The sequence below is a fragment of the Proteiniclasticum sp. C24MP genome (genome assembly GCF_043951855.1).
Taxonomy (GTDB): Bacteria; Bacillota; Clostridia; order Clostridiales; family Clostridiaceae; genus Proteiniclasticum.
In genome coordinates this window covers 1-23,139 of the sequence record NZ_JBINJW010000033.1, presented here as the reverse complement: position 1 = coordinate 23,139, position 23,139 = coordinate 1, and the positions used below count along the sequence as shown (strand labels likewise).

General features: G+C 46.1%; 19 protein-coding genes. 11 read left to right on the top strand and 8 right to left on the bottom strand.

What is annotated here, in order from left to right; genetic code table 11:
- The first annotated feature begins 15 nt into the window (after positions 1 to 15).
- Complete coding sequence (locus tag ACHAL6_RS14435; RefSeq protein ID WP_395271375.1) at positions 16 to 930, top strand: diacylglycerol/lipid kinase family protein; 915 nt, start codon at positions 16 to 18, stop codon at positions 928 to 930.
- 19 nt (positions 931 to 949) lie between these two features.
- A complete protein-coding gene (locus tag ACHAL6_RS14430; RefSeq protein WP_395271374.1) occupies positions 950 to 1,399 on the top strand; it encodes a hypothetical protein in 450 nt (149 codons plus the stop codon).
- A 62-nt stretch (positions 1,400 to 1,461) separates the two neighbouring features.
- On the opposite strand, the gene ACHAL6_RS14425 is transcribed toward ACHAL6_RS14430, so the two are convergent.
- Complete coding sequence (locus ACHAL6_RS14425; protein WP_395271373.1) at positions 1,462 to 2,091, bottom strand: hypothetical protein; 630 nt, start codon at positions 2,089 to 2,091, stop codon at positions 1,462 to 1,464.
- Between the two features lie 279 nt (positions 2,092 to 2,370).
- Between ACHAL6_RS14425 and ACHAL6_RS14420 the strand changes: the two genes are divergently transcribed.
- The 4 genes from ACHAL6_RS14420 to ACHAL6_RS14405 are packed head-to-tail and all read left to right on the top strand — an operon-like array spanning position 2,371 to position 7,463.
- Positions 2,371 to 4,377: a urocanate hydratase gene (locus tag ACHAL6_RS14420; protein ID WP_395271372.1), complete on the top strand. Its 2,007-nt coding sequence runs from the start codon at positions 2,371 to 2,373 to the stop codon at positions 4,375 to 4,377.
- On the top strand, positions 4,378 to 5,271 hold the full coding sequence (gene ftcD, locus ACHAL6_RS14415) for a glutamate formimidoyltransferase (protein ID WP_395271371.1): 894 nt from the start codon (positions 4,378 to 4,380) through the stop codon (positions 5,269 to 5,271).
- Positions 5,272 to 5,280: 9 nt separating this feature from the next.
- Entirely contained in the window at positions 5,281 to 6,522 is a 1,242-nt protein-coding gene (gene hutI, locus ACHAL6_RS14410; protein ID WP_395271370.1) for an imidazolonepropionase, read from the top strand.
- Between the two features lie 17 nt (positions 6,523 to 6,539).
- A complete protein-coding gene (locus ACHAL6_RS14405) occupies positions 6,540 to 7,463 on the top strand; it encodes an NAD(P)/FAD-dependent oxidoreductase (protein WP_395271369.1) in 924 nt (307 codons plus the stop codon).
- Positions 7,464 to 7,593: 130 nt separating this feature from the next.
- On the opposite strand, the gene ACHAL6_RS14400 is transcribed toward ACHAL6_RS14405, so the two are convergent.
- The 4 genes from ACHAL6_RS14400 to ACHAL6_RS14385 form a co-directional block, all read right to left on the bottom strand.
- A complete protein-coding gene (locus ACHAL6_RS14400) occupies positions 7,594 to 8,076 on the bottom strand; it encodes a hypothetical protein (protein ID WP_395271368.1) in 483 nt (160 codons plus the stop codon).
- The gene (locus ACHAL6_RS14395; RefSeq protein WP_395271367.1) at positions 8,073 to 9,650 is read right to left on the bottom strand and encodes a diguanylate cyclase; all 1,578 of its coding nucleotides are present in this window, start codon (positions 9,648 to 9,650) and stop codon (positions 8,073 to 8,075) included. Before ACHAL6_RS14395 ends, ACHAL6_RS14400 begins: the two co-directional genes overlap by 4 nt.
- A 183-nt stretch (positions 9,651 to 9,833) precedes the next feature.
- Positions 9,834 to 11,534: a CapA family protein gene (locus ACHAL6_RS14390; protein ID WP_395271366.1), complete on the bottom strand. Its 1,701-nt coding sequence runs from the start codon at positions 11,532 to 11,534 to the stop codon at positions 9,834 to 9,836.
- Between the two features lie 196 nt (positions 11,535 to 11,730).
- Complete coding sequence (locus ACHAL6_RS14385) at positions 11,731 to 12,378, bottom strand: RusA family crossover junction endodeoxyribonuclease (RefSeq protein WP_395271365.1); 648 nt, start codon at positions 12,376 to 12,378, stop codon at positions 11,731 to 11,733.
- A 318-nt stretch (positions 12,379 to 12,696) separates the two neighbouring features.
- Here ACHAL6_RS14385 and tsaD point away from each other — a divergent pair, with 318 nt between their 5' ends.
- Both tsaD and ACHAL6_RS14375 read left to right on the top strand, forming a co-directional pair.
- Positions 12,697 to 13,716 carry a tRNA (adenosine(37)-N6)-threonylcarbamoyltransferase complex transferase subunit TsaD gene (tsaD, locus tag ACHAL6_RS14380; protein WP_395271364.1) on the top strand — a complete coding sequence of 340 codons (1,020 nt, stop codon included), beginning with the start codon at positions 12,697 to 12,699 and terminating at the stop codon, positions 13,714 to 13,716.
- Between the two features lie 3 nt (positions 13,717 to 13,719).
- Complete coding sequence (locus ACHAL6_RS14375; protein ID WP_395271363.1) at positions 13,720 to 14,718, top strand: alpha/beta fold hydrolase; 999 nt, start codon at positions 13,720 to 13,722, stop codon at positions 14,716 to 14,718.
- Between the two features lie 82 nt (positions 14,719 to 14,800).
- Here ACHAL6_RS14375 and ACHAL6_RS14370 read toward each other — a convergent pair whose 3' ends face one another.
- Complete coding sequence (locus tag ACHAL6_RS14370) at positions 14,801 to 16,573, bottom strand: flavocytochrome c (protein WP_395271362.1); 1,773 nt, start codon at positions 16,571 to 16,573, stop codon at positions 14,801 to 14,803.
- A gap of 338 nt (positions 16,574 to 16,911) precedes the next feature.
- Here ACHAL6_RS14370 and ACHAL6_RS14365 point away from each other — a divergent pair, with 338 nt between their 5' ends.
- From ACHAL6_RS14365 to ACHAL6_RS14355, 3 genes are all read left to right on the top strand, one after another.
- Entirely contained in the window at positions 16,912 to 18,315 is a 1,404-nt protein-coding gene (locus ACHAL6_RS14365; protein WP_395271361.1) for a S1C family serine protease, read from the top strand.
- Positions 18,316 to 18,506: 191 nt separating this feature from the next.
- Positions 18,507 to 18,812, top strand: a complete 306-nt coding sequence (locus tag ACHAL6_RS14360; protein ID WP_395271360.1) for a PadR family transcriptional regulator — start codon at positions 18,507 to 18,509, stop codon at positions 18,810 to 18,812.
- Positions 18,809 to 19,996 (top strand): DUF2812 domain-containing protein, encoded by a 1,188-nt coding sequence (locus tag ACHAL6_RS14355; RefSeq protein WP_395271359.1) that lies wholly within the window; start codon positions 18,809 to 18,811, stop codon positions 19,994 to 19,996. The genes ACHAL6_RS14360 and ACHAL6_RS14355 overlap by 4 nt, the downstream gene beginning before the upstream one ends.
- 63 nt (positions 19,997 to 20,059) lie before the next feature.
- On the opposite strand, the gene ACHAL6_RS14350 is transcribed toward ACHAL6_RS14355, so the two are convergent.
- Entirely contained in the window at positions 20,060 to 20,710 is a 651-nt protein-coding gene (locus ACHAL6_RS14350; RefSeq protein ID WP_395271358.1) for a class I SAM-dependent methyltransferase, read from the bottom strand.
- Entirely contained in the window at positions 20,682 to 22,988 is a 2,307-nt protein-coding gene (helD, locus tag ACHAL6_RS14345) for an RNA polymerase recycling motor HelD (RefSeq protein WP_395271357.1), read from the bottom strand. The genes ACHAL6_RS14350 and helD overlap by 29 nt, the downstream gene beginning before the upstream one ends.
- Positions 22,989 to 23,139 lie beyond the last annotated feature (151 nt).

Genomic DNA, 23,139 nt, shown 5'->3' with positions numbered 1-23,139 from the left:
ATTTAGAGGTATATTATGGGTGTAGTAAAGCATTTATTTATCGTCAATCCAGTGGCAGGTAATGGTATCGCTCTGAAAATGACCAATACCATTCATAAGCTGTTCAATGAACTGAAACTGAAATATCAGGATATCTCCTATGAGATTGTCTATACAAAGGAAGAAGGCCATGCCACGGAAATTGCCAGAAGGTATTCGTCCATGGACAACTATCGTATTTATGCGGTGGGTGGAGATGGAACCCTTAATGAGGTCTTAAACGGCATGATCGGATCCGGTTCCTCTCTGGGATGCATACCTGGAGGATCAGGCAACGATTTCGTCAAAAGTATCGTGACGAAATTCGATCGTAGAAGAATTCTCATGAATACTGTACTGGGAACAGAAGAAGAAATCGATGTAGCCTCAGTAGATGGCAGATATTTCATCAACATCGCTTCCATGGGTTTTGATGCTTCTGTGGTCAACAATGTGGAAAAGTTCAAGAACACCAGGTATTTACCCAATAAGTTCGCTTACCTGGCATCGGTTCTTGATACCGCAAAGGACTTCAAGAATCTCAATCTCAGGATGCTTGTAGATCAGAAGGAGATACAGACAGAAGCGTTCATGGTGGCCATTGCCAATGGAAAGTACTATGGTGGTGGAATCAAGATCGCACCGGAGGCGGACTTCAGAGACGGACTTCTTGATGTGATTCTGGTAAGAGACATCACCCGAGCGAAGATCATAAAGTTTCTTCCTAAAGCAGTGCCTGGAAAGCATATGGACCTTGAGGAAGTGACCCTTATGCGTGCAAAGACCGTGGATCTTTACAGTGACGAGCCGGTATTTCTCAATATCGACGGTGAACTGGAAGCCAGGCGTGAAGCGCATTTCAGGCTGGAAGATAAGAAAGTGAAATTCATCATACCGAAGAACAGTTTCTAGTAATTGGAGGGGAAAGAAGATGGAAGACAAGAAAAAGAAGATAATCGAAGATCTTGCAAAGAATGTGGGAAAGATCACAAATGATGTCATGAGTGTTTCAGGTGAAGCTTTCGGGCTTCTGGCACTGAAGCTGGGCAATGAGCCTCTGGCATACAAGAGCATAAAGACCATGAGAGAAATGGGGTCAGACACGGGAAAGAACGTGGAGAGATTTCTGGATGAGAGCATCACGAAAGTCCATGTAAGACTTCAGGAAGAAGATCTCAAAGATCTGAAGGGCAAAGCCGAGGATGCGGTGAATGATCTGAAGGAAAGTGCGCAGAAATTCAAGGAAACCATGAAGGAAAAAGCAGATTCCATCATCACGAAGGAAACGAAGATCTATGGAGATGCTGATCAGTTCTATAAGGAAGAAGATAAAGTGGAAGGCATCATCATCGACGAGGTTTCCTGGAAAGAGGAAGAATAGCAGTAAACAAGGTCAATGAAAAACGGCAGATGGGTGAACCATCTGCCGTTTCTTTTTCACTCTTATTCAGGTTTCTTTTCTGCTTTTTCCTCGCCAGAGGTCTTGTCACGGTCGTAGATCACGTCATCTCTGCTGACGGAAGCGTCCTTTTTGTATGTCTCTTTCGGTCTATAGGTGGAATCAGGCTTTCTGTCTCTTCCTGTGGTTCTGAAGACCAGATAGACACCAAAGAGAAGAATGGCCAGGGCGCGAACCGTATCAAAGTTCAGCCAGTAGGGGAATTCCCCCAGATATCTGCCATAACCGATGAAGGCACCGATGAGGATCAGCGCAAGTGAAATCACCAGCAACCCTCGATCTTTGGGCTTGGCCACATAGTACTGAAGGAGTGCAAGTCCGAGAATCACCATGAAGATGGGTCCGGATAGACTGTCCATGATGGGTACAAACTGTCTGATGAGAAAATAGGTACCAATCAGTGTGAGCAGTCCGCCAGGAATCAGAACACTGGCGTCACGTCTTCTGAAATTCGAGAAATAGTCGATTTCCAGAAAGAGTCCGGGCAGCAGGATAAACAGCGGCCACATGTTGCTCATGGAAAACAGGTTATCCAGAAATACCGCATTGTATAAGGCGGCGCCACCGATGATGATCAGGATGAGACCAATATAGTAGGATGTTCTATTACGCATTATTTCATACCTCCTCTTTGTATCAAGAATACCTTCTTTAAATTAAAGACGTGTTAAAAATTTATTAGAACTTTCTTTATAACCGGAAATTTTTCAGGATACTTTCTGTGAATCCATCAATAATTGTGAGCTTCATTGACACATCTGTGTCTAATAGGCAGAATATTTTAAAGAATAGGAATGCAATCGAAAAACTCCGGTTTTTGCTGTTTAATGTTTAAGGTTTTGCATATAAAATAGAGATAGTGAAGAAAACGTTTTAAGGGGGAGAATAGTTCAATGAATACAAGAAGCGACAACTCCATGAAAATAAAGCTGGAAGGACCACTTCCGGCTTATCCAGAGTTCAGAAAAGGAATCCGGCGTGCACCCAATCGGGGATATGATCTTAACACAAAAGATACGAAGATTGCGCTGAAAAATGCGCTGCGCTATATTCCAGAAGAGCATCATGAGACCATGGCCAGAGAATTTTATGAAGAGCTGAAAACCCATGGCAGAATCTACGGATACCGTTACAGGCCGGAGGGAAGACTCTACGGGAAACCCATCGAAGAGTACAAGGGAAACTGCGTGGAAGGCAAAGCCATTCAGGTGATGCTGGACAACAACCTGGATTTCGACGTAGCCCTTTACCCATACGAACTGGTCACTTACGGAGAAACAGGTCAGGTCTGTCAGAACTGGATGCAGTATCTGCTGATCAAGAGATATCTGGAGGTGCTGAGGAAGGATGAGACGCTGGTCATCGAATCCGGGCATCCACTGGGCATCTTCAAGAGTCATGAAATGGCACCAAGAGTCATCATCACCAATGCCATGATGGTGGGGATGTTCGACAATCAGGAGAACTGGCATCATGCCATGCAGATGGGCGTGGCCAACTATGGTCAGATGACTGCAGGTGGGCTTATGTACATCGGGCCGCAGGGGATCGTTCATGGCACCTTCAATACCATACTGAATGCCGGAAGAATGAAGCTTGGACTTGTGGGCGAAGAAAACCTGGCAGGCTATCTCTTCGTATCCTCAGGCCTTGGCGGCATGAGTGGAGCGCAGCCTAAAGCTTCTGACATTGCAGGAGCTGTGTCCATTGTTGCGGAAGTGGATGAGAGCAGAATCCGGACAAGAACGGATCAAGGATGGGTGAAAGTGGTTTCAGATAAACCGGAAGAAGCCTTCCGCCTTGCAGAAGAAGCCATGAAGAAGAAGGAAGCGCTGTCCATCGCTTTCCATGGCAATATCGTGGATCTCTTGTCCTATGCGGTGGACCATGAAAAGACCATTCATCTGTTGTCAGACCAGACCAGCTGTCATGCACCTTATGATGGAGGGTACTGCCCAAGCGGCATCACCTTCGAGGAAAGAACAAGGCTTCTGGAGGAAGACAGAGAAGCCTTCAGAAAGCTGGTGGATGAGACCCTTGTGAAACATTTTGAACTGGTCAGGATTCTTTCAGACAGAGGAACCTACTTCTTCGATTATGGAAACTCCTTCATGAAAGCGGTCTATGATGCAGGGGTGAAGGATATTTCGAAGAACGGATACAATGAGCATGACGGATTCATCTTCCCCTCCTATGTGGAAGACATCATGGGACCGGAGCTCTTTGACTACGGATACGGACCCTTCAGGTGGGTCTGCCTTTCCGGAAAGAAGGAAGATCTGTCCATGACGGACAAAGCCGCCATGGACTGCATCGACCGTCACAGAAGAGCCCAGGATATGGACAACTACAACTGGATCCGTGATGCGGAGAAGAACAGACTGGTAGTAGGTACCCAGGCAAGAATCCTTTATCAGGACGCAGAAGGAAGGCTGAAGATCGCTCTGGAATTCAACAGACTGGTACGAGAAGGAAAAGTCGGACCTATCATGCTGGGACGAGACCATCATGACGTATCCGGAACAGACTCTCCATTCAGAGAGACGGCAAACATCAAAGACGGTTCCAATATCATGGCGGATATGTCCGTGCAGTGCTTCGCAGGAAATGCGGCACGTGGTATGAGCATGGTTGCCCTTCACAACGGCGGAGGCGTCGGGATAGGCAAATCCATCAACGGCGGATTCGGAATGGTTCTGGATGGCAGTGAGCGCGTGGATACCATCCTGAAGATGGCCATGCCCTGGGATGTCATGGGCGGCGTGGCCAGAAGATCCTGGGCAAGAAATGAGCATGCCATGGAAACCAGTGTAAGGTTCAATGAAGAAGGAAAAGGACAGATCACCATTCCAAGGATAACGGAAGAAAGCATTATCGATAAAGTTTTGGAGGGAAAGTAAATGGAAAGAATAGTAGAGTGTGTACCGAATTTCAGTGAAGGAAGAAACAAGGAAGTCATTGAGAAGATTGTGGACTGCTTCAGAGGAAAAGACGGCGTGAAGCTTCTGGATTATTCCAGCGACAGGGACCATAACAGAACCGTGGTCACCCTGGTGGGGGAACCGGAGAACGTGAAAGAGGCGGTCATCGCTTCAGTGAAAGTGGCCAAGGAACACATCGATCTCAGAAAGCATGAAGGAGAACATCCTAGAATGGGCGCCTGCGATGTGATTCCCTTTATTCCCATCAAGAATTACACCATAGAAGAAGCGGTGGTTCTATCAAAAGAAGTGGCGGAGGAAATCGGAAAGCTTGACATTCCGGTCTTTCTCTATGAAAGAAGTGCATCGGCGGCCCACAGGGAAAATCTGGCCAAAATCAGAAAAGGTCAGTTTGAAGGCATGAAGGAAAAGATGCAGGAGAAGCTTTGGCAGAGCGACTTCGGGCCAGAGATGCCTCACGAATCCTTCGGCGTGGTGGCTGTAGGAGCCAGAATGCCACTGGTGGCATTCAATGTGAACCTGAATACTTCGGATGTGGCCATCGCTGATGCCATTGCGAAGAAGGTAAGACACATCGGAGGTGGACTTCGCTATGTCAAGGGCATGGGGGTCTTCCTGAAGGACCGCAATATCGCTCAGGTGTCCATGAACCTCACCGATTACACAAAGACCTCCATCTACAGAGCGCTTGAGATGGTACGCTTTGAAGCGAAGCGCTACGGCGTCACTGTTGTAGGAACGGAAGTCATCGGACTGGTTCCGCAGCAGGCACTGATCGATTCAGCTGAGTATTATATGGGGATCGAGAACTTCACATCAGATCAGATTCTCGAAAACAAATTGGCTGAGTAAGGAGGACAGATGAAAGATTTACTGATAAAGAATCTGGCAAGTCTTGCAACCAATAGAGGAAAAGGACCTCAGGGTGGAAAATCCATGGGAGAGATTCTGGAAATCACGCATCCATGGGTTCTTGTAAGAGACGGGAAAATCCTTAGAATCGGCGGAGAAGAGCTGGAGAAGGAAGCGGTGGATGCGGAAATCATCGACGGGGAAGGGAAGACCCTTCTTCCTGGCTTTGTGGATCCTCATACCCATCTGGTCTTCGGGGGAACCCGAGAAGAGGAATTCAGCATGAGACTGCGTGGCGAAAGCTACATGGCCATCATGGAAAAGGGCGGCGGAATCAAGTATACCGTGAAGAAGACCCGAGAAAAGAGCTTTGAGGAGCTTCTTGAAAGCGGAAAGAAGACCTTGAAATCCATGGCTGAAATGGGCATCACCACGGTGGAAGCCAAAAGCGGATATGGTCTGGATAAGGAAACGGAGCTGAAACAGCTGAGAGTGGCAAAGGCGCTGCAGAAAGAGGGACCACTTGAAGTGGTATCCACCTTCATGGGTGCCCATGACATTCCACTGGAATACAAGGGAAGAGACCGTGCGTTTCTGGATTACCTTGCAGAAGAAGTGCTTCCTGTGGTGAAAGAAGAGGGTCTTGCGGAATTCGGAGACATCTTTACAGAGAAGAATGTGTTCACGGTGGAAGACTCCAGAGCCTATCTTCTGAGAATGAGAGAGGCGGGTCTGAAGCTGAAGATACATGCCGATGAAATCAACGATCTGGGTGGAGCCTCGCTTGCGGCAGAACTTGGTCTGACCAGCGCAGATCATCTGTTAAAGGCCAATGATGAGGGACTGCGGAAGATGAAGGAAAGCGGAGTGATTCCTGTGCTTCTGCCGCTCACTGCATTTTCTCTGAAAGAGGATTTCGCAAGAGCAAGAGATATGATCGACATGGGACTTCCAGTGGCCATGGGAACAGATTTCAATCCAGGAAGCTGCTATTCCTTCTCCGTACCGCTGATGATTTCCCTGGGAGCACTCTACATGGGTATGAGCCCCGAGGAAGCCCTCACCGCTGTGACGCTTAACAGTGCAGCAGCGCTTGATCGGGCGGACCGGATCGGAAGCATTGAGGAGGGGAAAGATGCGGATCTTGTACTCATCGATGCGCCATCCTACAGATTCCTCACGTATCATTTCGGGATGAATCTGGTGACAACAACCATAAAAAAGGGTAAGATTATATATAACAAGAGATGAAATTTGAGGTGAAGGTCATGACTGAATATGATTTAATAGTAATCGGCGGTGGCGCCAGTGGGATTTCCGCAGCGCTGAAAGCAAAGGAAGAGGGAGTGGAGAATATCCTGATTCTGGATCGGGAAGACAATCTGGGCGGAATTCTCAACGAACTCATAGAAGCAGGTCATGGATTCATGGAAAACGGCGTCACAGGTGTGGAAGTGGCGGAAGATTTCAAGAAGCAGGTGAAGGACCAGGGCATTGAAGCCAAAGTGAATTCACTGGTACTGGAAGTGAAAAGAGACAAGACGGTGAAGTATGTCTCCGGAGCGGAAGGCGTCAGGGAGGTGAAGGCCAGATCCATCATTTTCGCCACAGGGGCCAGAGAAAGACCTCGAGGAGAACTGAACATCTCTTCCAACAAATCTGCAGGAATCATGTCTGTGGGTTCAGCCAGAAAGCTCATCGTCAATGCCGGTTATCTGCCTGGAAAGAAAGTCATCATCTACAGCCAGGACATCAACAGTCTGTATCTGGCGAAGATGCTGGTCATTGAAGGAGCGGATGAAGTCACCATCATAGAGCCCAGCAGAGGTCAGAAGGATGACTACGGATACCGTGAGGACCTTATGGAATTCGAGCAGATCAGAATGCTCTACAGCACGAAAATCATACAGATCAAGGAGAACGGAAGAATCGAGGGGGTCAGAATCAAAAGCAGCGACCAGGAGGAAGAATTCCTGCCCTGTGACAGTCTGCTCCTGTCCGTGGGGCTTGATCCATCCAAGCGGCTTTTCAAGCGATTCCGAAGAGGAATGGATGACATGGGCATGTTTGTGGCTGGAAATGCGGATGAAGTTTCCTATGACCTGAATGTGGTCATTGCAAAAGGAGAGCGTGCAGGAAAAGCTTCTGCAGCCTATCTGAAAAAGCAGGAACTTCAGGTGGAAAACAAGTAGAAAAATAAGTGCATCCCGGTTGATCTGGCTGCATGTTCAATGTAAGAGAGACTTGGATTCTATCATGAAAAAAGAGGAAGCCCAGGGGAAATCGCATCAGATTTTCCCTGGGCTTCCTTTTACTCTCTTCTCAGTACACGGTCTGAATGGGCTGAAGTTTTTTAGCCACTTCCCTGCGAAGCTGCGCCACTGTGGAAGGGTGATTGTACTTATAAAGTCTCAGGTTTCTGTACTGACTTTCCGTCAGAAGATTTTCTCCATGGAGACTTTCAAGATAAGGCACTTCAAAACGTCTGGAAAGAACTTCCGCTACAAGTTTCCGGGTTTCATCGCTTCTGTAGTAGACCTGAATGGCAATGGGATGGCTGTCGAAATCCTTTTTCCGGATATATTCCACCATGAGCTTATCGATGAGCTCCGGATCTTTTCCGAAAGTCGGATTCGGTACAGTCACATAGTAGACAATCCGCTCCGTACGAAAAGGCATGGTTGTTATGGTGAAATCCGAGTCTTTGGGCATATAGTTCTTCTCGATGCTTCCATCCTGATTGAAAATCTTCACCTTGTAGACAAAGAAAAGAAGAAGCATAAAGGAAAGTCCTGTGATGATCATGTCTGCACCTCCCAGGTCACTGTATTTTTGCCTGAGCCTTTGGCGAAGCTGAGCTTTCTGTCCGCTGTGATGAAAAGTTCTGCTTCTGTTTCAGATTCATCGGGAAATTCCGCTACACCGATGCTGATTGTAAGAGGAGTGGATACAGCATCGAGTGCCATGTCGCTGATGTTTTCCTGGATGCGTTGAGCCACTTCCAGGGTCTCTTCTCTCGTGGCACCAGGTAAGATGATGGTGAATTCATCACCGCCGTACCGGAAGGCGGTTCCCTTTGTTCCCACTGCATTTCTTAATGCGGTTCCGACTTCTGACAGGACGCGGTCTCCTGTGGCATGACCATAGGTTTCATTGAAATGCTTGAAGTCATCCACATCGATGACCATGAGGAAGAAGGATGTTTGTTCTTTCATGAGTTTCTGAATCGTATCTTTATAGAACCGGTGGTTGTAGAGCCTAGTGAGTTCATCTGTGACGGCCAGTTTTCTGACATGTTCACTAAGCCTTGTATTGTCAAAGGCCAGAGCGGCAGGTCCTGCAAAAGTGATGAGGCTGTCCAGTGCTTCATCGGTGATGGGCTTTTCATTGAACCTGTTGTCCACAAGGAACACACCAACCACGTGGTTTTTCGCCATGAGCGGAACAAGCGCATAATTCTCAAACATAAGGCTCTTCATTTCCTCACCGAAGGCATCGGCATCGCCTCCGGTGATATGCATAGGCGATTTCAGAAGACAGCACCGGACGATGGGATTCTCGAAATCTTCCTTTAAACTGAAACGGAGACTTTTCATCTTCTCAAGAAGTGTCACATCCGTATCCTCGTGGTTTTCGATGACATCATGAAGATTGATCTGATGGGTCACCACTTTCCCCCAGACTTTATAGGCTTCGGCCTTGCTGGAAGGTCCGATGGCATATTCTCCATACACCGCATCCCCATCCACAAGAAAAAGAAGAGCGCGGTTGAAACCCAGACCATAGCCTGCCGTTAAAGTGCTGAGGACGATCTTATCCAGTTTACCAAGGTCCGTGGCACCCTGCATGGAGGCTGTGATTTCTCGAAGAAGGGACATCTCGTTGATTTTCATATGCAGCATGCCAAGCCACGCTTCATTCTTATGAATGAGCTGATGAAGCTGGATGGAAATGTAGATGGGACCAAGAGAGGCTGTGCCCAGAAGAAGGGCATCTGAAAGAAAATCACCGAATGGTTCACCGAGAAAGCGGCTTCTGACCAGGTGAAAAAGCAGGGAAACGGCATACATACCTAGTCCGCCTTTCAGACCATAGCTGAAAGTGGCCACGGTCAAGGGAAAGAGGTAGAGCATATACCCGTAGGAACTGCTTCGTCCCAGTACGGACATGGCAAAAATCACCACAAGAAAAGAACCTGCAGTCATCATAGGTTTCTGCAGTTTCGTATGATAGCTTCTGAAATAATTGATGAGAAGTCCTAAGGCAGAGGCGAAGATGAGAATCGTGAACTCATTTTCGAAATGAATTCCTTCCACTGCATAGGTGAGTACGAAAAGAAAAAAGATGAATGTGAAAAGCAGGACTTTCCAGTTCTTCAAATGATGTCCTCCTCCTGTGTAGGTAGTCTTTTCTATATTGTATCATCAGAAACAGGGAAGTTCTATATAGAGTAAAAGGTTTTCATGCAAAGCGCTGGACCTGAGGAGAAAGTCCCATGGCCAAGAAAAATGCAGCCGGTCTCGAAAAAATGAGACAGACTGCAAGTGAGGATTCTATAATTGCTATTTCAGATTGATTGGCTCTGTGGTTGTCACGTTCAGCTTATCAAGAGTTCTCCTTATGAGAAAGGGATCTTCCGTCCGTTTCGGCATATACGTGTTCTTCACGGGATCTCCGGACCACAGAATGGGTGAGTGAGTGAGGGAGGCTGTCACTTCTCCGAAGCCGTCCTTCTCCAGCTCTACCTTAACCATGGCGCCATCGGGATCCTTGGCGGATTTATAGTCGATGAAGAGGAAATTGCCCAGGCTGTAGTAGATGGGCTTTCCATTGTAGACTTCCAGTTCCTGCAGAACATGGGGATGGTTACCATACACCAGGTCCACTCCGCTGTCGATGAGCATTCTTCCCATCTGCTTCTGTCTCCAGCCCACTTCATGGGTGTTCTGGCCACCCCAGTGCATGGCAGCTATGATGTAGTCCACCTTTTCCACTTCTTTCATCATCCGGATATCTTCCAGAATCTTTTCATCTGAGACAAAACTGGTGTTGAAACCCAGATAACCGAGCATACCCACCTTGAACCCGTCTTTTTCATAGACAGAATAGGATTCCACCTCGATGTTTCCCAGTTCGATATTATCGGTTTTGGTGAGATTGGTGCCGAAGTACTCAATTCCGTAGTCATCGAGATAGGATAGAGTATCATCAAAGCCTTCCTGCAGGTAATCCACCATATGGTTGTTCACTACATTCACATGAGTGATGCCACCTTCCGTGAGGACATCAAGGTATTCTGTCCGATGTGCTTTGTAGGTGTAGATCTTATCAGGCTGAGTAGCCGTCCTTTCCGTGAATACATTCTCCAGGTTGGTGATGACAAGGTCTGCCGATTCAAAATCTTTCTTCAGATGATAGAGAAAATGACCACCGCCATATTCCAGCCATTTTTCATCAAAGAGATTCTTTCTGCCGTAACTGGTGCCCAGACCCATATCTCCCAGAAGGATGAAACTCACTTCCTGATCGGTCTGATTCTTATCCAGTTCTGTAAAATAACCTTCTTGTGCTCTTTTCTCATTTTCATCCAGATGGCTCAGAATATGCATCTTCTGGTCTCCGTTCTTCGGACCGGAGATTTCAACAAGGTCGCCTCCGGAAAAAGCGATATCATAACCGGTGAACCTAAGAAGATCCTCCATAGGCACCATGAGCTGATGGTGCTCATTCAGGTAGGTTTCCCCAAGAAGCAGGATTTCTGACTGGTAGAGCTTTTCATCCTGGAATTCCAATAAAACCTTTCTGGAATTCACTGATATGGAGGCGTGGACGCTTCCTTTCTCAGTGCTTTTCACCAGAATCAGTTCCTTCTGAGGGACAATCCAGGTGAATTCAAAATCAAGAAGCGGCGCCATGAGCTCAAGGCCTGCAAAAGGAAGGTCCCATTTACGCTGAACAAGGATCGGGTTTTCATTCTGCTTCAGCTGAAGGATCACTGGGTCCCCTTCATAGGGGGCATGAACTCCTCTGCTGAGCATTTTTTCCTTCATGGTCTGATTATAGAAGCTGTTTTCAGCATCAATGATGAATCGGCTGAACGCTTCATAGGGATCTTCTTCAATGACTACAGTCTCTATCGGTACACCATCCACAGCAGCTTCTGCCACTTCCTTTTCGTTTCCAGTGAGGAAGTTTCCTGCAGAAAGCATCAGCAGGGGAAAGACAAGCAGTGCAAGCCATGCATAATTACGTCGTTTTCTCAAATGGAATCAACTCTCTCTACATCGTATTTTCGTTTGCAAAATCTTAATCATTATAGCACAGAACACCATCTGTAAATGTGAATGTGATTGTGTTTCAGAAGTTTTTAAGTTCTTTGGCGGGAAGAGTCACTTCATTCCTTTGAAGCGGAAAACCGCAAAATAAAAAACCTCCGGAGGAGGCTTTTCTGAAAGTGAATCAGATCAGTTTCGCGAAGCAGTTCTTGCAGATCAGGGTACTGCCACCGTTTCCGCTGATGAAGTTTCCCTTGGTGAGGGTCTTGTCGCAGACGGAACACTTTCTGGATGCGCTTGCTTTTTTCTTCGGGTCATTTCCTTCCTTGGAAGACGGATCGGATTTTCCTGTTTTCATCTTTCCTTTGGTGTTGGAAGGCGGTTCATAGCTCTTTTGAGCGATGGGCTCTTCTCTTCTGATCACTGTGAATTCCATGTTGAAGATGCTTTCCTTGAAAAGCTCCAGTTCGAATCTGGGATTTTCCTTATCATAATACTCTTCGATGACGAGTCTTGTGACCTGTGCATCGTTTATGATGAGACCGGATTTTTCGATCCCGTCGAAAATGCTCTTGGTGATGTTGTTGGTGTCAGGATGCCTTTTTTCGCTTTTATAGAAAACCTTCAGCACAGCGATGAGCGATTCCGTGAAGACGATGCCCGGATTCTGTGACCTTGCCAGAAGGGCAATGGAGGTTTCATAGATGGAATACCTGTCGCTGTAGCTGCCCGTATCATGGGGCATGAAAAAGCGTCCATCCTTACTGACCATTTTGAAATTGGATTTACTGATGGGGGTTCCAGGCACCACCACTTTTGCATAATCTGCCATTCTATCTTCTGCTCCTTTTCGTGTGTGTCCATCTTGCTGTCATTCATGAACATTCATTCTGATTTCATTATATCATGGAACGGAAATTCCGTTCACGAAAATGTTTATGTTATTTTAAGATTTTTTGCGTATAAATTTAGTTAAGGGTATAATATATTAGTTATGGAAATGAACTGAAATTCATGCGGTTCTATCATCAGGGGCTACCGGAAAGGAAAGCGTCTGAATGTAAACCCGGTAGAGTTTCTTCCTCATTCCACTACAGGCAATGAAGAAAAGGAGTAAGGAATCTTTTAGGATGGATTCCGGTAATGTGCAATGAAAGATGTATATATTTTAGCAATTGAATCCAGCTGCGATGAAACTGCCTGCAGCATTGTGAAAAACGGCAGAGAGGTCCTTTCCAATATCATATCTTCCCAGATCGAGATTCATCAGAAATTCGGTGGCGTGGTACCGGAGGTGGCATCCAGAAAACATGTGGAGAACATCACAGGTGTTGTGGAGCTGGCCATGAAGGAAGCGAATATCGGAAGAGAAGATATTGATGCAGTGGCGGTGACCTATGGTCCAGGTCTTGTGGGTGCGCTGCTTGTGGGACTTCAGTTCGCCAAAGGTTTCGCCTTTTCACTGGGTGTTCCGCTCATAGGAGTGAATCATATAGAAGGGCATATCGCAGCAAACTACATTCAGTACAAGGAGCTTCAGCCACCTTTCGTTTCCCTGGTGGTATCAGGCGGGCATACCTTCGTGGTGCATGTGAAGGACTATGATGATTTCGAAGTCATGGGTGAAACCAGAGACGATGCGGCAGGAGAAGCCTTTGATAAAGTGGCTAGAGCTATGGGGCTGGGCTATCCCGGAGGACCCAAGATTGATAAGATCGCCAAGGAAGGGAACCCTCTTGCCATAAAATTCCCCAAAGCGAATTTCCATGAAGATACGCTGGACTTCTCCTTTTCCGGGCTGAAGTCCTCTGTACTGAATTATCTCAATTCCGAAAAGCAGAGAGGCAATGAAATCAATGTGCCGGATGTGTCTGCTTCTTTTCAGCACGCAGTGGTTTCCGTGCTTGTGGAGAATGCCATGAAGACCATAAAGAGCAGAAACCTTGATAAGATCGCTGTGGCAGGTGGCGTCGCCTCCAATTCCAGCTTAAGAGAAGCGCTTCTTCAGAAGGGCGAAGAGGAGAATGTGAGAATTCTCTTCCCGGATGCCATTCTCTGTACGGATAATGCGGCCATGATCGGCAGCGCAGCTTATTTCCAGTTCATAAAGGGACATGTATCGGGCAATGATCTCAATGCAAAACCCGGACTTTCGTTAGGTGGTAGATAAGTCATGAGTTTCATAGTAGAATCCAACAGCCTTGAAAGGCATAAATTCAGAAAGATGATCAACAAAAAGAACATCATAAGAGTAATTGTTCTTTTTCTTGCTGCACTGTTTTTCGCTGGATACCTGTATGAGGAATATCAGGCGAAGATCTATCTGGATCAGGTCAGCGGAAACCAGATCATGGTGAATCAGGTGAACTATAATTACGAGATCCATGGCAGTGGCGACTACATCGTCATTGTGGATGGTGCTTCCGGAGAATCTCTTCTGCACAAGCAGAAGCTCATGGAGAAATTCGACGGCAATGCCAGACTGTTTTTCTATGACAGACCCGGGTATGGTGGTACGGAAGGGGAATACAAGACCCCTAGAGAAATCGCAGAGGACCTTCATTTCATGTTCAGAAGATTTGGATGGAAGATGGAATTCATTCTCGTGGGAGAGGAATACGGTTCTCTGGTCATGCAGGAATATCTGAATCTCTATCCGGATGAAGTCCTGGGTGCACTGTTCATCAATCCCATGGGAGAAATGGCAGGCAGTGAGGAAATCGTAAGGTACAGGGACATCAGAACCGCTTCTTTCTTTTCCAAGGAAGTGCTTGGTGCCGTAGGACTGCCAAGGCTTATGCAAAGCAGCGGTATTCTGGACTTTTTTGATGAAGTCAGTCTGGACAATGAGGAAAAAGAGTTTCATTCGAATCTCAGACTCACCAGGAGCATGATGAACATCATGAAAGCGGAGCTTGGCTATATGGAGACGGCCGAAGCCCTTCCTGTGAAGACGAACCTTCTGGGTGAAAATCCGCTTCATCTTATAACGAGCAATCGTAATATGGAACGGTTCAATCAGGAACGTTATCTTGGCTACAGCAGTGATGTGGAGACACTCATCGTGCAGGATTCTGTTTCCGATGTGATGTTGGAACGTCCTCAGGATATTGCATCCAGCCTCAACGGACTCATCGACAAGATCACAAGGCTGAGCTACAGAAGGAAGTAGAAGAGAATAGTGAGATTCCACATAAAGAAGCAAGACACCCTGAAAAAAATTCAGGGTGTCTTGTTTCTTTATGTGATGCTGATTATCTGCTTAGTTCGTCTACTGCGATCTGTCCTGCGATTCTTCCAAAAACAATGATGTCTGTCATGGCGTTTCCACCGATACGGTTTGCACCGTGAACGCCTCCTGTGACTTCTCCTGCAGCATAGAGACCCTTGATGATTTCTCCATCTACATTGATTACATGTGTTTCTGTATCGATCTTCAGTCCACCCATGGTGTGGTGGATTCCTGGAGTGACCTTCAGGATATAGTAAGGTCCTTCTTCCAGAGTCTGTGTAAGATGGGTTCTTCCGAATTCTTCATCGGATCCGGATGTCACAGCATCCAGGTACTTGGACATGGTTTCGGTGACATCCGCTTCTTCAGCACCGATGGCTTCTGCCACATCCTTCAGTGTTTCACATTCTACAGCATAGCCCTTTTTGATGTAACCCGCCAGAGCAGCATTTTCTTCCTTCATTTCCTCATTGGTGACAAGATAGGCGATGCCACCTGTCTGCTTCAGAATATTAGCTGAAACCACATCTCTTGTGAGCAGTTCATCGGTGAATCTCTTTCCTTCTGCATTGATGAGAATGGCACCATCACCACGCAGACCTTCTGTAAACATATATCCGGATTCAGGGTCTGTGGTCGGATGAATCTGAATATGCTCGATGTCGTCAAGAGCAGCATTTACAGCTTGTCCAAGCTCGATTCCGTCTCCTGTGGCACCGGCATGGTTGGTGGTGGAGAAACCGACCAGGTCAGGTCTGAAGCTTTCCACCATATCACTGTTGGCTCCGAATCCACCTGCTGCGATGATCACCGCACCGGCCTTGATCATAAACGTACTTCCATCAACGGTTGCAGCTTCAATTCCTGTCGCCTGACCCTCTTCTTCCAGGATCTTTGTGGCAGTGGTTTCCATAAGAATTTCCACGCCCAGTTCCTTCAGCCTGTTATGAAGAACTTCAACCACCACAGGTCCAACAGCGGAACCATCAGCTGGTGTATGGATTCTGGGATTTGTAGCTCCACCGGATAAGGATACTCTTGTTAAACCTGCACCCAGTTCATTGAGCCAGTCTACTGCGCTGGAAGAGTTTTCCACCATGACGCGCAAAAGCTCAGGATCGTTTTCCTCTTTTCCACCCTTGAAGGTATCATCATAGAATGTATCGATTGTGTCTTCTATGCCTTCCGCTTCCTGAATACTGGTTTCTGAAGCGTTGATTCCACCTGTGGCTCTGTTGGTGTTTCCTCCGACGATGGGCATCTTCTCTACGATGATTACGGACTTGCCCGCGCTTGCAGCTTCCACCGCTGCGCTCATACCTGCACCACCGGCACCGATGATGACGATGTCCGCTTCTTTATCGGATACTTCTGTTTTCTCTTTTTCCACCTTGATTTTCTTCAGGGCTTCGATATCTGCACCCGCTTCTCCCAGAGCAGCTGTAACTGCAGCAATGACTGCATTGGAGGACACGGTGGCGCCTGTGACGGCATCTACACCAAGTCCCTGACTTGCCAGAATCTCATCAATGATTCCTTCGATGGCAGGCGCTGCTATGGCAGGGGTTTCATCCGCTGCTTCCACTTCAATCTTCTCAATCTCGTTTTCCGTTACAGTGACCGTTACTTTAACGGGGCCGTTATGTCCGGTCTCTTCCGCTGTATAAGTACCTGGAGTGAAGATTCCTTCTGCTGAAGGTGTCTCTTCTGCTTCTTCCTTGGCTCCACATCCGAAGGCGCTGAGCGCCATGACGGAAATAAGAACCAGTGCGAATAATTTCTTCATTTTTTTCATTTGTTCATTTCCTCCCTTTTGTTTGACAATGGAAGTATATCACCCTGACATTGTTAATTCAATAACGAAAAGTGTATTTTCAGTGTATTTTAAAAGGTATCCTTTTCATTTCATAGAAGGGAAATTTTCATCAGCTTCCATTACCACTTTGAAAGATTTTTCAGCTGTTTTTATTTTTTCTGAGGTAAAATGTGAGTACCCACTGCAGAATGCTCCTGCGACGTGATCTTAAGACAAATCGGAATAATTTGTATAAAATTATTCTGCATGACACTTTTCTGTAACATTGAATGGGTATGATAATACCATCAAGAGAGAGACAAAGGAGGACAATCATCATGAGCTATAAAGATCCATACGGACAAGATCCGGATAGAGAAGAAAATAAATACCAGGATGTCAACATGAATTACGAAAACGAAATGGAAGTATCGTCGCAAGACAGCATGAATCACGAGAATGAAAAGGAAGATACGCAGGATTACAGAAATGTTCCGGAGTATGCCAGAGAAGTGAGTGAGCCTGTAAATGACATGCGTGATCCAAGAAACGAGGATGCCTATGTCTACAGAGGAGCATCTCATTACGAAGGTGGAAACAGCGGAGGCAATGGAACGAAGAGAAAGAAAAGATTTTCTGGACTTTCCATGATTGCTGTAGCCCTTATATTCACACTGCTTGGCACCTCACTCGGTATATACAGCGCATACAATGTGCTGCCGGGTACAAGCTTCTTCGAAAACTCGAAGCTGGGTGAAATTATTCAGGAAAGTGCAGATGGTGCAAAGCCTGTTCAGATTTCGACTCCACAGCTGAGAGAAGAAGGGCTCAGTGTACCTGAGATCGTCAGCATGGTTCAGCCAGCAGTTGTGACCGTATCGGTAAGGGTTCCAGGTGCACCAGGTTTCTTCAATCCTCAGGGAGGATATAATGAAAGCATCGGGACCGGATTCATTCTCAGCGAAGAAGGTCTCATCGCCACAAATTATCACGTGGTGGAGGGCGGAGAAGAAATCGTCGTGATTCTATACACCGGTGAAGAAGTTTCCGCAAAAGTCGTCAACTATGATGCCAGCAATGACCTGGCAGTGATTCAGATGGATGAAGATGTGAAGGTGCCGGGTATTGTCACCCTTGGCGATTCTGACAATGTGGTGGTGGGCGAATCCGTCATTGCCATAGGAAATCCTCTGTCCAAAGAGTTTGCGGGATCCGTTACTTCAGGAATCATCTCCGCAACTGAAAGAACTGTCGCCATCGGCAACAGCGAGTACAACTATTTCCAGACGGACGCAGCCATCAACGGAGGAAACTCCGGTGGACCGCTGATCAACGCAAAAGGAGAAGTCATCGGCATAAACTCCGCAAAGATTGCCAGCCAGGAAGTGGAAGGCATAGGATTTGCCATTCCGATCAACACACTGACCAATGATCTGGATGCACTCTCCAAAGCTCAGCTTCTTGTGGGCATAGCTGGAAGAGAAATCAACGAAGCCACAGCGGAGCAGAATGATATTCCTGTAGGCGTTCTTGTGGTGGAAGTCCAGGACAATACACCAGCCTACCTTGCATCCATGATGGTGGGAGATGTCATCACAGAATTCGACGGTCAGAAAGTGACCTCTGTTCAGGACATCAATAAAATCAAGAATTCCAAGAATAAAGGTGATGTGGTCACAGTGAAGGTTTATCGTGAAGGAGCGTATCTGGATCTGAAACTGACCCTTATTGAAAGACCCTAAACCACTTCAAACAGTTTCCCCTAAAAGAATGATGCCTGATGGCAAAGAAAAGAACCGGAGAAAAATCCGGTTCTTTTCTTATAAGAATCAGTTCTTTTCCTTTTGTGGTTGACAGAAATTGCTCTGTATTTTACTATTATGTCATACGATATATCGAGATGCATAATAGTTATGTGAAAAGAGGGTTTTTGATGAGCGCTACACCAATGACAGAAGCTACTTTCTATATACTGCTGTCCCTTATTGATCCAAGTCATGGCTATGGCATGATGCAGAGCATCAAGGAGCTTTCCCGGGGAAGGCTGCTCATTGGTCCGGGAACGCTCTACGGCGTCCTGACTCGCATGAACAAAGAAGGGCTCATCGAACTGGTGGAAGAAGAAGGCAGGAAAAAAACCTATCATATCACTGCAATGGGGATTGAAGCGCTGAAAGACGAATATCAGCGGCTGAAGAATCAGGTGATCGACGGTAAAATATTGGAGGATGTCACATGAAGAAGAAATACTATTTTCATCCCAGTTCATTTTCCCTATCTGAAATTGAAGAATTCTATGAGGAAAAAGCACGAAAAGGGCTGTTTCTGGAAAAGAGAGGTGATTATCTCAGCAGATTCCTTGTGGATGAGCCAAAGGAGCTTCTTTATCGTGTAGAAGTGGTGGATTACAAGAAAGAAGAGAATAGAAATATCTCCGAGGTTCAGGTGGCGGTCTATGAGGATGCCGGCTGGAACTATGTCTGCGGGAACAAGTACATCCATGTTTTTTCTGCGGATAAGGAAGCGAATGTACCGGAGCTTTATTATGAGCCTCTAGAGCAGATTGAAACTGTGAAGATTCTGAGAAAAAGCGATATAAAGGCTATTTTCACAACACTGATTCTTTGGCTGTTTATATTTTTTATGAATTTTGCCAGTTTCCAGGCAAAGAGCGTGTCAGGGTTTATACAGATGATCCGTAATAATTTGTATATTATGCTTATAGATACTCCTTCGCTTTTCTTAGCGGTTTCACTCATTCTCTTCATTGGAATAGGTGAACTCATCCTAGGAATCTACAGCAGTCAGCACTATATTTCAAAGCTCAGAAAAGGGATCCCTTTTCGCGAAATCAGACCTTTCGCAAAGAAACTGAAGCCTTGGTTTAAGCGTATTATGGCTGTCTCTGTATCCGCAATCCTTCTTATGGGACTCCTGGAGGTTGCAAGCATGGAGAAAGAAAATGACCCCAGTGCTATGGATGGACCCTATATGACCCTGGAGGACTTCGGTATCGAGAAGGCAGACGGCAGTGAAAAACCGTACTATATGGTGGATTCCTACAAACGCAGAGAATCCATATGGGGAGAAGTCGTAAAGACCGTGGAGTACAGTAATGCCGTTTACAGCAGCACTTCTTTATATCAGGATGTGTATGAGGTGAGAAATGCGAAGCTTCGAAAAAATCTTGCGGAAGCCTTCAGTGAAAGCGGTTATTTCAGTCTGAATATGGACGACCCGGAGAAGATTACAGTGTCTGGAATGGATGAGGTTTACGTAGTGAACGAGCGTGAAATGGTGGTCGTGAAGGATGACTTTGTGATTCGTATGCTGTATCATCTGAATGAGGAAATTTCCCAGGAAGAGATTCTTTCAAAACTGTCAGAAGTCTTAAACGGGAGAAAGGTATCTCTGGAAAAATAATGATAAAACCGAGGAGAAATTCAGTGGCATCTGAACTTCTTCTCGGTTTTATCATAAGGTTATTTATTTTCTTCTGAACGTGGCATAATTTTTGTCATTGCAGTAGATCATTTCAAGTCCGATGATTTCTGCAATCTTCTCCAAGGTCTTTCTTCTGTAGAAGGCGATATGGGAGCGGTCACGCATATAGTGCCAGGATCTGAAGTGCTCCACATCATTTTGGTGGAATTGCGTCATGATGGCCAGAATACCGTTTTCATTCATGGCTTCTTTCATGGTCTGGAAATGAACCAGAGGATCTTCCAGATGTTCGATGACTTCGGTACATGTGACCAGATCATAGGTCTTGCCCTCATAGATTTTTTTGGGTGCGTAGAAGAGATCATAGATATCCATGTGGTAACCGTAGTCTCTTTCAAGAATCATGGCCAGGACTGGTGAAGGACCACTGCCGAAGTCCAGACCTTGTTTTCCTGATTTGGAGAAAGGGAATACAGCCTCCTCGAGAAATCTCCTGAAATAGGCCACATAGGTGAGGTCTTCGATGGAGTTTTCGTGACTTTCATAGATCTTAAGTTCCTCTTCTTCTGACAGGAGTGCTTCAGGATCCTTGAAGATGAAATCGCAATGATCGCAGACAAAGTAGTCCACCTTGAAAATATCATGGTGGAAACTCCAGGTTTCGTTATTGCAGATGCTGCATTTCCTTTTCATGGGCACCTCCTTTGTAGAATCCGATGGAATGGTTGAGATCCAGCACTGCCATTTTATGCATGGCTCTGGTCATGGCTACATACATGAGCTTTGTGTCGAGTGGTGCTGGATTGTACTTCTCCATGAGTGAGGCGATGATCACTGCATCGAATTCCAGTCCTTTGGAAAGATGGGCTGGAATCACCACGATGTTCTGATCATAATGCTGTGTCTTCTCATCCACAAGCAGAATATCCTGCTTTCCGGTTCTCTTCAGCTCCTTGTGGATGATTTTCGCCTCTTCTGATGTCTTTGCGATGACAGCCATGGTGTTCATGCCGGCGCTTTCCCAGTTTTCCAGAAGTCTAAGCAGGTGAGCAACCCACTTTTTCCTGTCATCTGTATGGATGATTTCAGGCTTTTCTCCATGTCTTACCACGGGTTTTGCAGGAATCAGCCCTTCCATGGGGCATTGGCTCAGCACGAAATTGGCTTCCTTCATGATTTCAATTGTAGTACGATAACTCTGCTCCAGTGTCAGGTAATTGACGTCTGCATCGAACAGGTCCGACTTCAGATAGGACCAGTCATGGATGGCTCGATACATATGGATTCCCTGAGACAAGTCTCCAAGAATTGTGAATCTGTCCGTCTTCAGCAGATGCCTCAGTACGTAGAACTGAAAATCACTGAAGTCCTGTGCTTCATCGATGAATACCATTTTCGTGTCCAGATCCTCATCCATACCGAAGAGTTTTTCCTTCAGATAGGCAAGTGCAGCCAGGTCTTCCAGTTCCAGAACTTTTGCCGCCTTGTGTTCAACCGATTTTACTGCTATGTAGTCACAAAGTTCCTCAGACAATTGCGGCGCGAAAATTTTCAGCTCAAGCAGAAGGTCCTGATAGAATGCGAAGAGATCTTTCTTTGCAAAGAGAGACATGTACTTTTTCACTACGGTTCTGCCGCCTTTTTCAATAGCTTCGATCCGTGCTTCTCTTTCTTCGCGAAGGGTTCCGATCTTCTTCCGTCTTTCTTCAGATGGATCTTCGTTCATCATGATGTTATCGATTCTGCGATCGTAGTCTGTCTTAAGATCTTTTAAAATGTGCTTAACCTTAGTTCTCACCGTAGGTGCAAGATATTTTCTTATGCTGTCGACTCTCTTATAGAGTGGAAGATAGGCATAGTTCTCAAAAAACAGCACTTTAAGATCTTCTTTTGCATAGAGAAGATGATCCTCCAGCATCAGGTCTTCCTCCGGCAGCATAGCCTTTTCAGCATCCTCTGCAAAACGGTCCAGTGCTTCTTTCATTTCCAGAGAGTTCTTCATTCTGGAGGAGTGGATCATCAGGTTCTTTTCCTCTGTGCTGATGGCATTCTCGTCTGTTCTTATGAGCGTGTTGAGTTTCTCGTTGGTGTCGCTGATTCGGATCTTCTTCCCGATGACCTTGCTCATGAGATCTACATAGGTGGTCTGCTGCACACGGTTTGCACCAAGTTCAGGAAGGACACTGGAGATGTAGTCGAGAAAGAGCGTATTGGGAGCCAGAATCATGAACTGCTCCGGATAGTAGATGTCTGCATAGGTATAAAGAAGATACGCGATCCTGTGCAGCGCGATGGTGGTCTTTCCGCTTCCGGCAGCGCCCTGAACCACCAGAGGCTTTAGGACATCAGCGCGGATGATCTGATTCTGCTCTGACTGGATGGTGGATACGATGTCCTTCAGCTTCTGCTCTGCATGTCTGTTTAAAGATGCCTGAAGAAAGGTGTCTGAGGTTGAGATATCCACATCCATATAATCCGACAGCTGACCATCTTCTATGGTGTATTGTCTTTTCAGGGACAGATCCACTACATGCTCGTATTTCCCAGCCTTATAGGCGGTTTCACCGAGTCTTCCATCATAGTACACACTGGCGATGGGGGCTCTCCAGTCCACTACAAGAGGAGTTTCCATGCCCGGTTCATAGAGGGACACCTTACCGATGTAGAGCTCCTCCTTGTGATCTTTGTCTTTCTGTCTGATATCGATACGGGCGAAATATGGTGTTTTTCTGGAATATTTTAGAAGTTCATAGTTCTTCTCCAGATCATCCAGAAACTCCGTATGCAGCATGATGTTGGAATAACTCAGACTGCTGTCTGTATGATCCAGATGTACATAGGCATCCTTGATCTCCTCATTATGCTTTCCTTTTCGGATTTCCATGATTTCAAGGGTTTTCTCGAGATAATCCCTTGTTTCCTTCAATCTATTTTTTTCGTGTCTGAAATCTTTCTGTGTGTTTATTGTCATGTAGTATCCTTTCTTCTGCCATATAAGTGTAAAACCGGTATATGATTTGTAGAGTATAGCTTCTGATGTTCAAGCAGTTTCCGCAAAATCCATTTTCAGCTTCTCATTATATCATATATTGATGATTTGTGTTTATTCTTACCAATGGAGA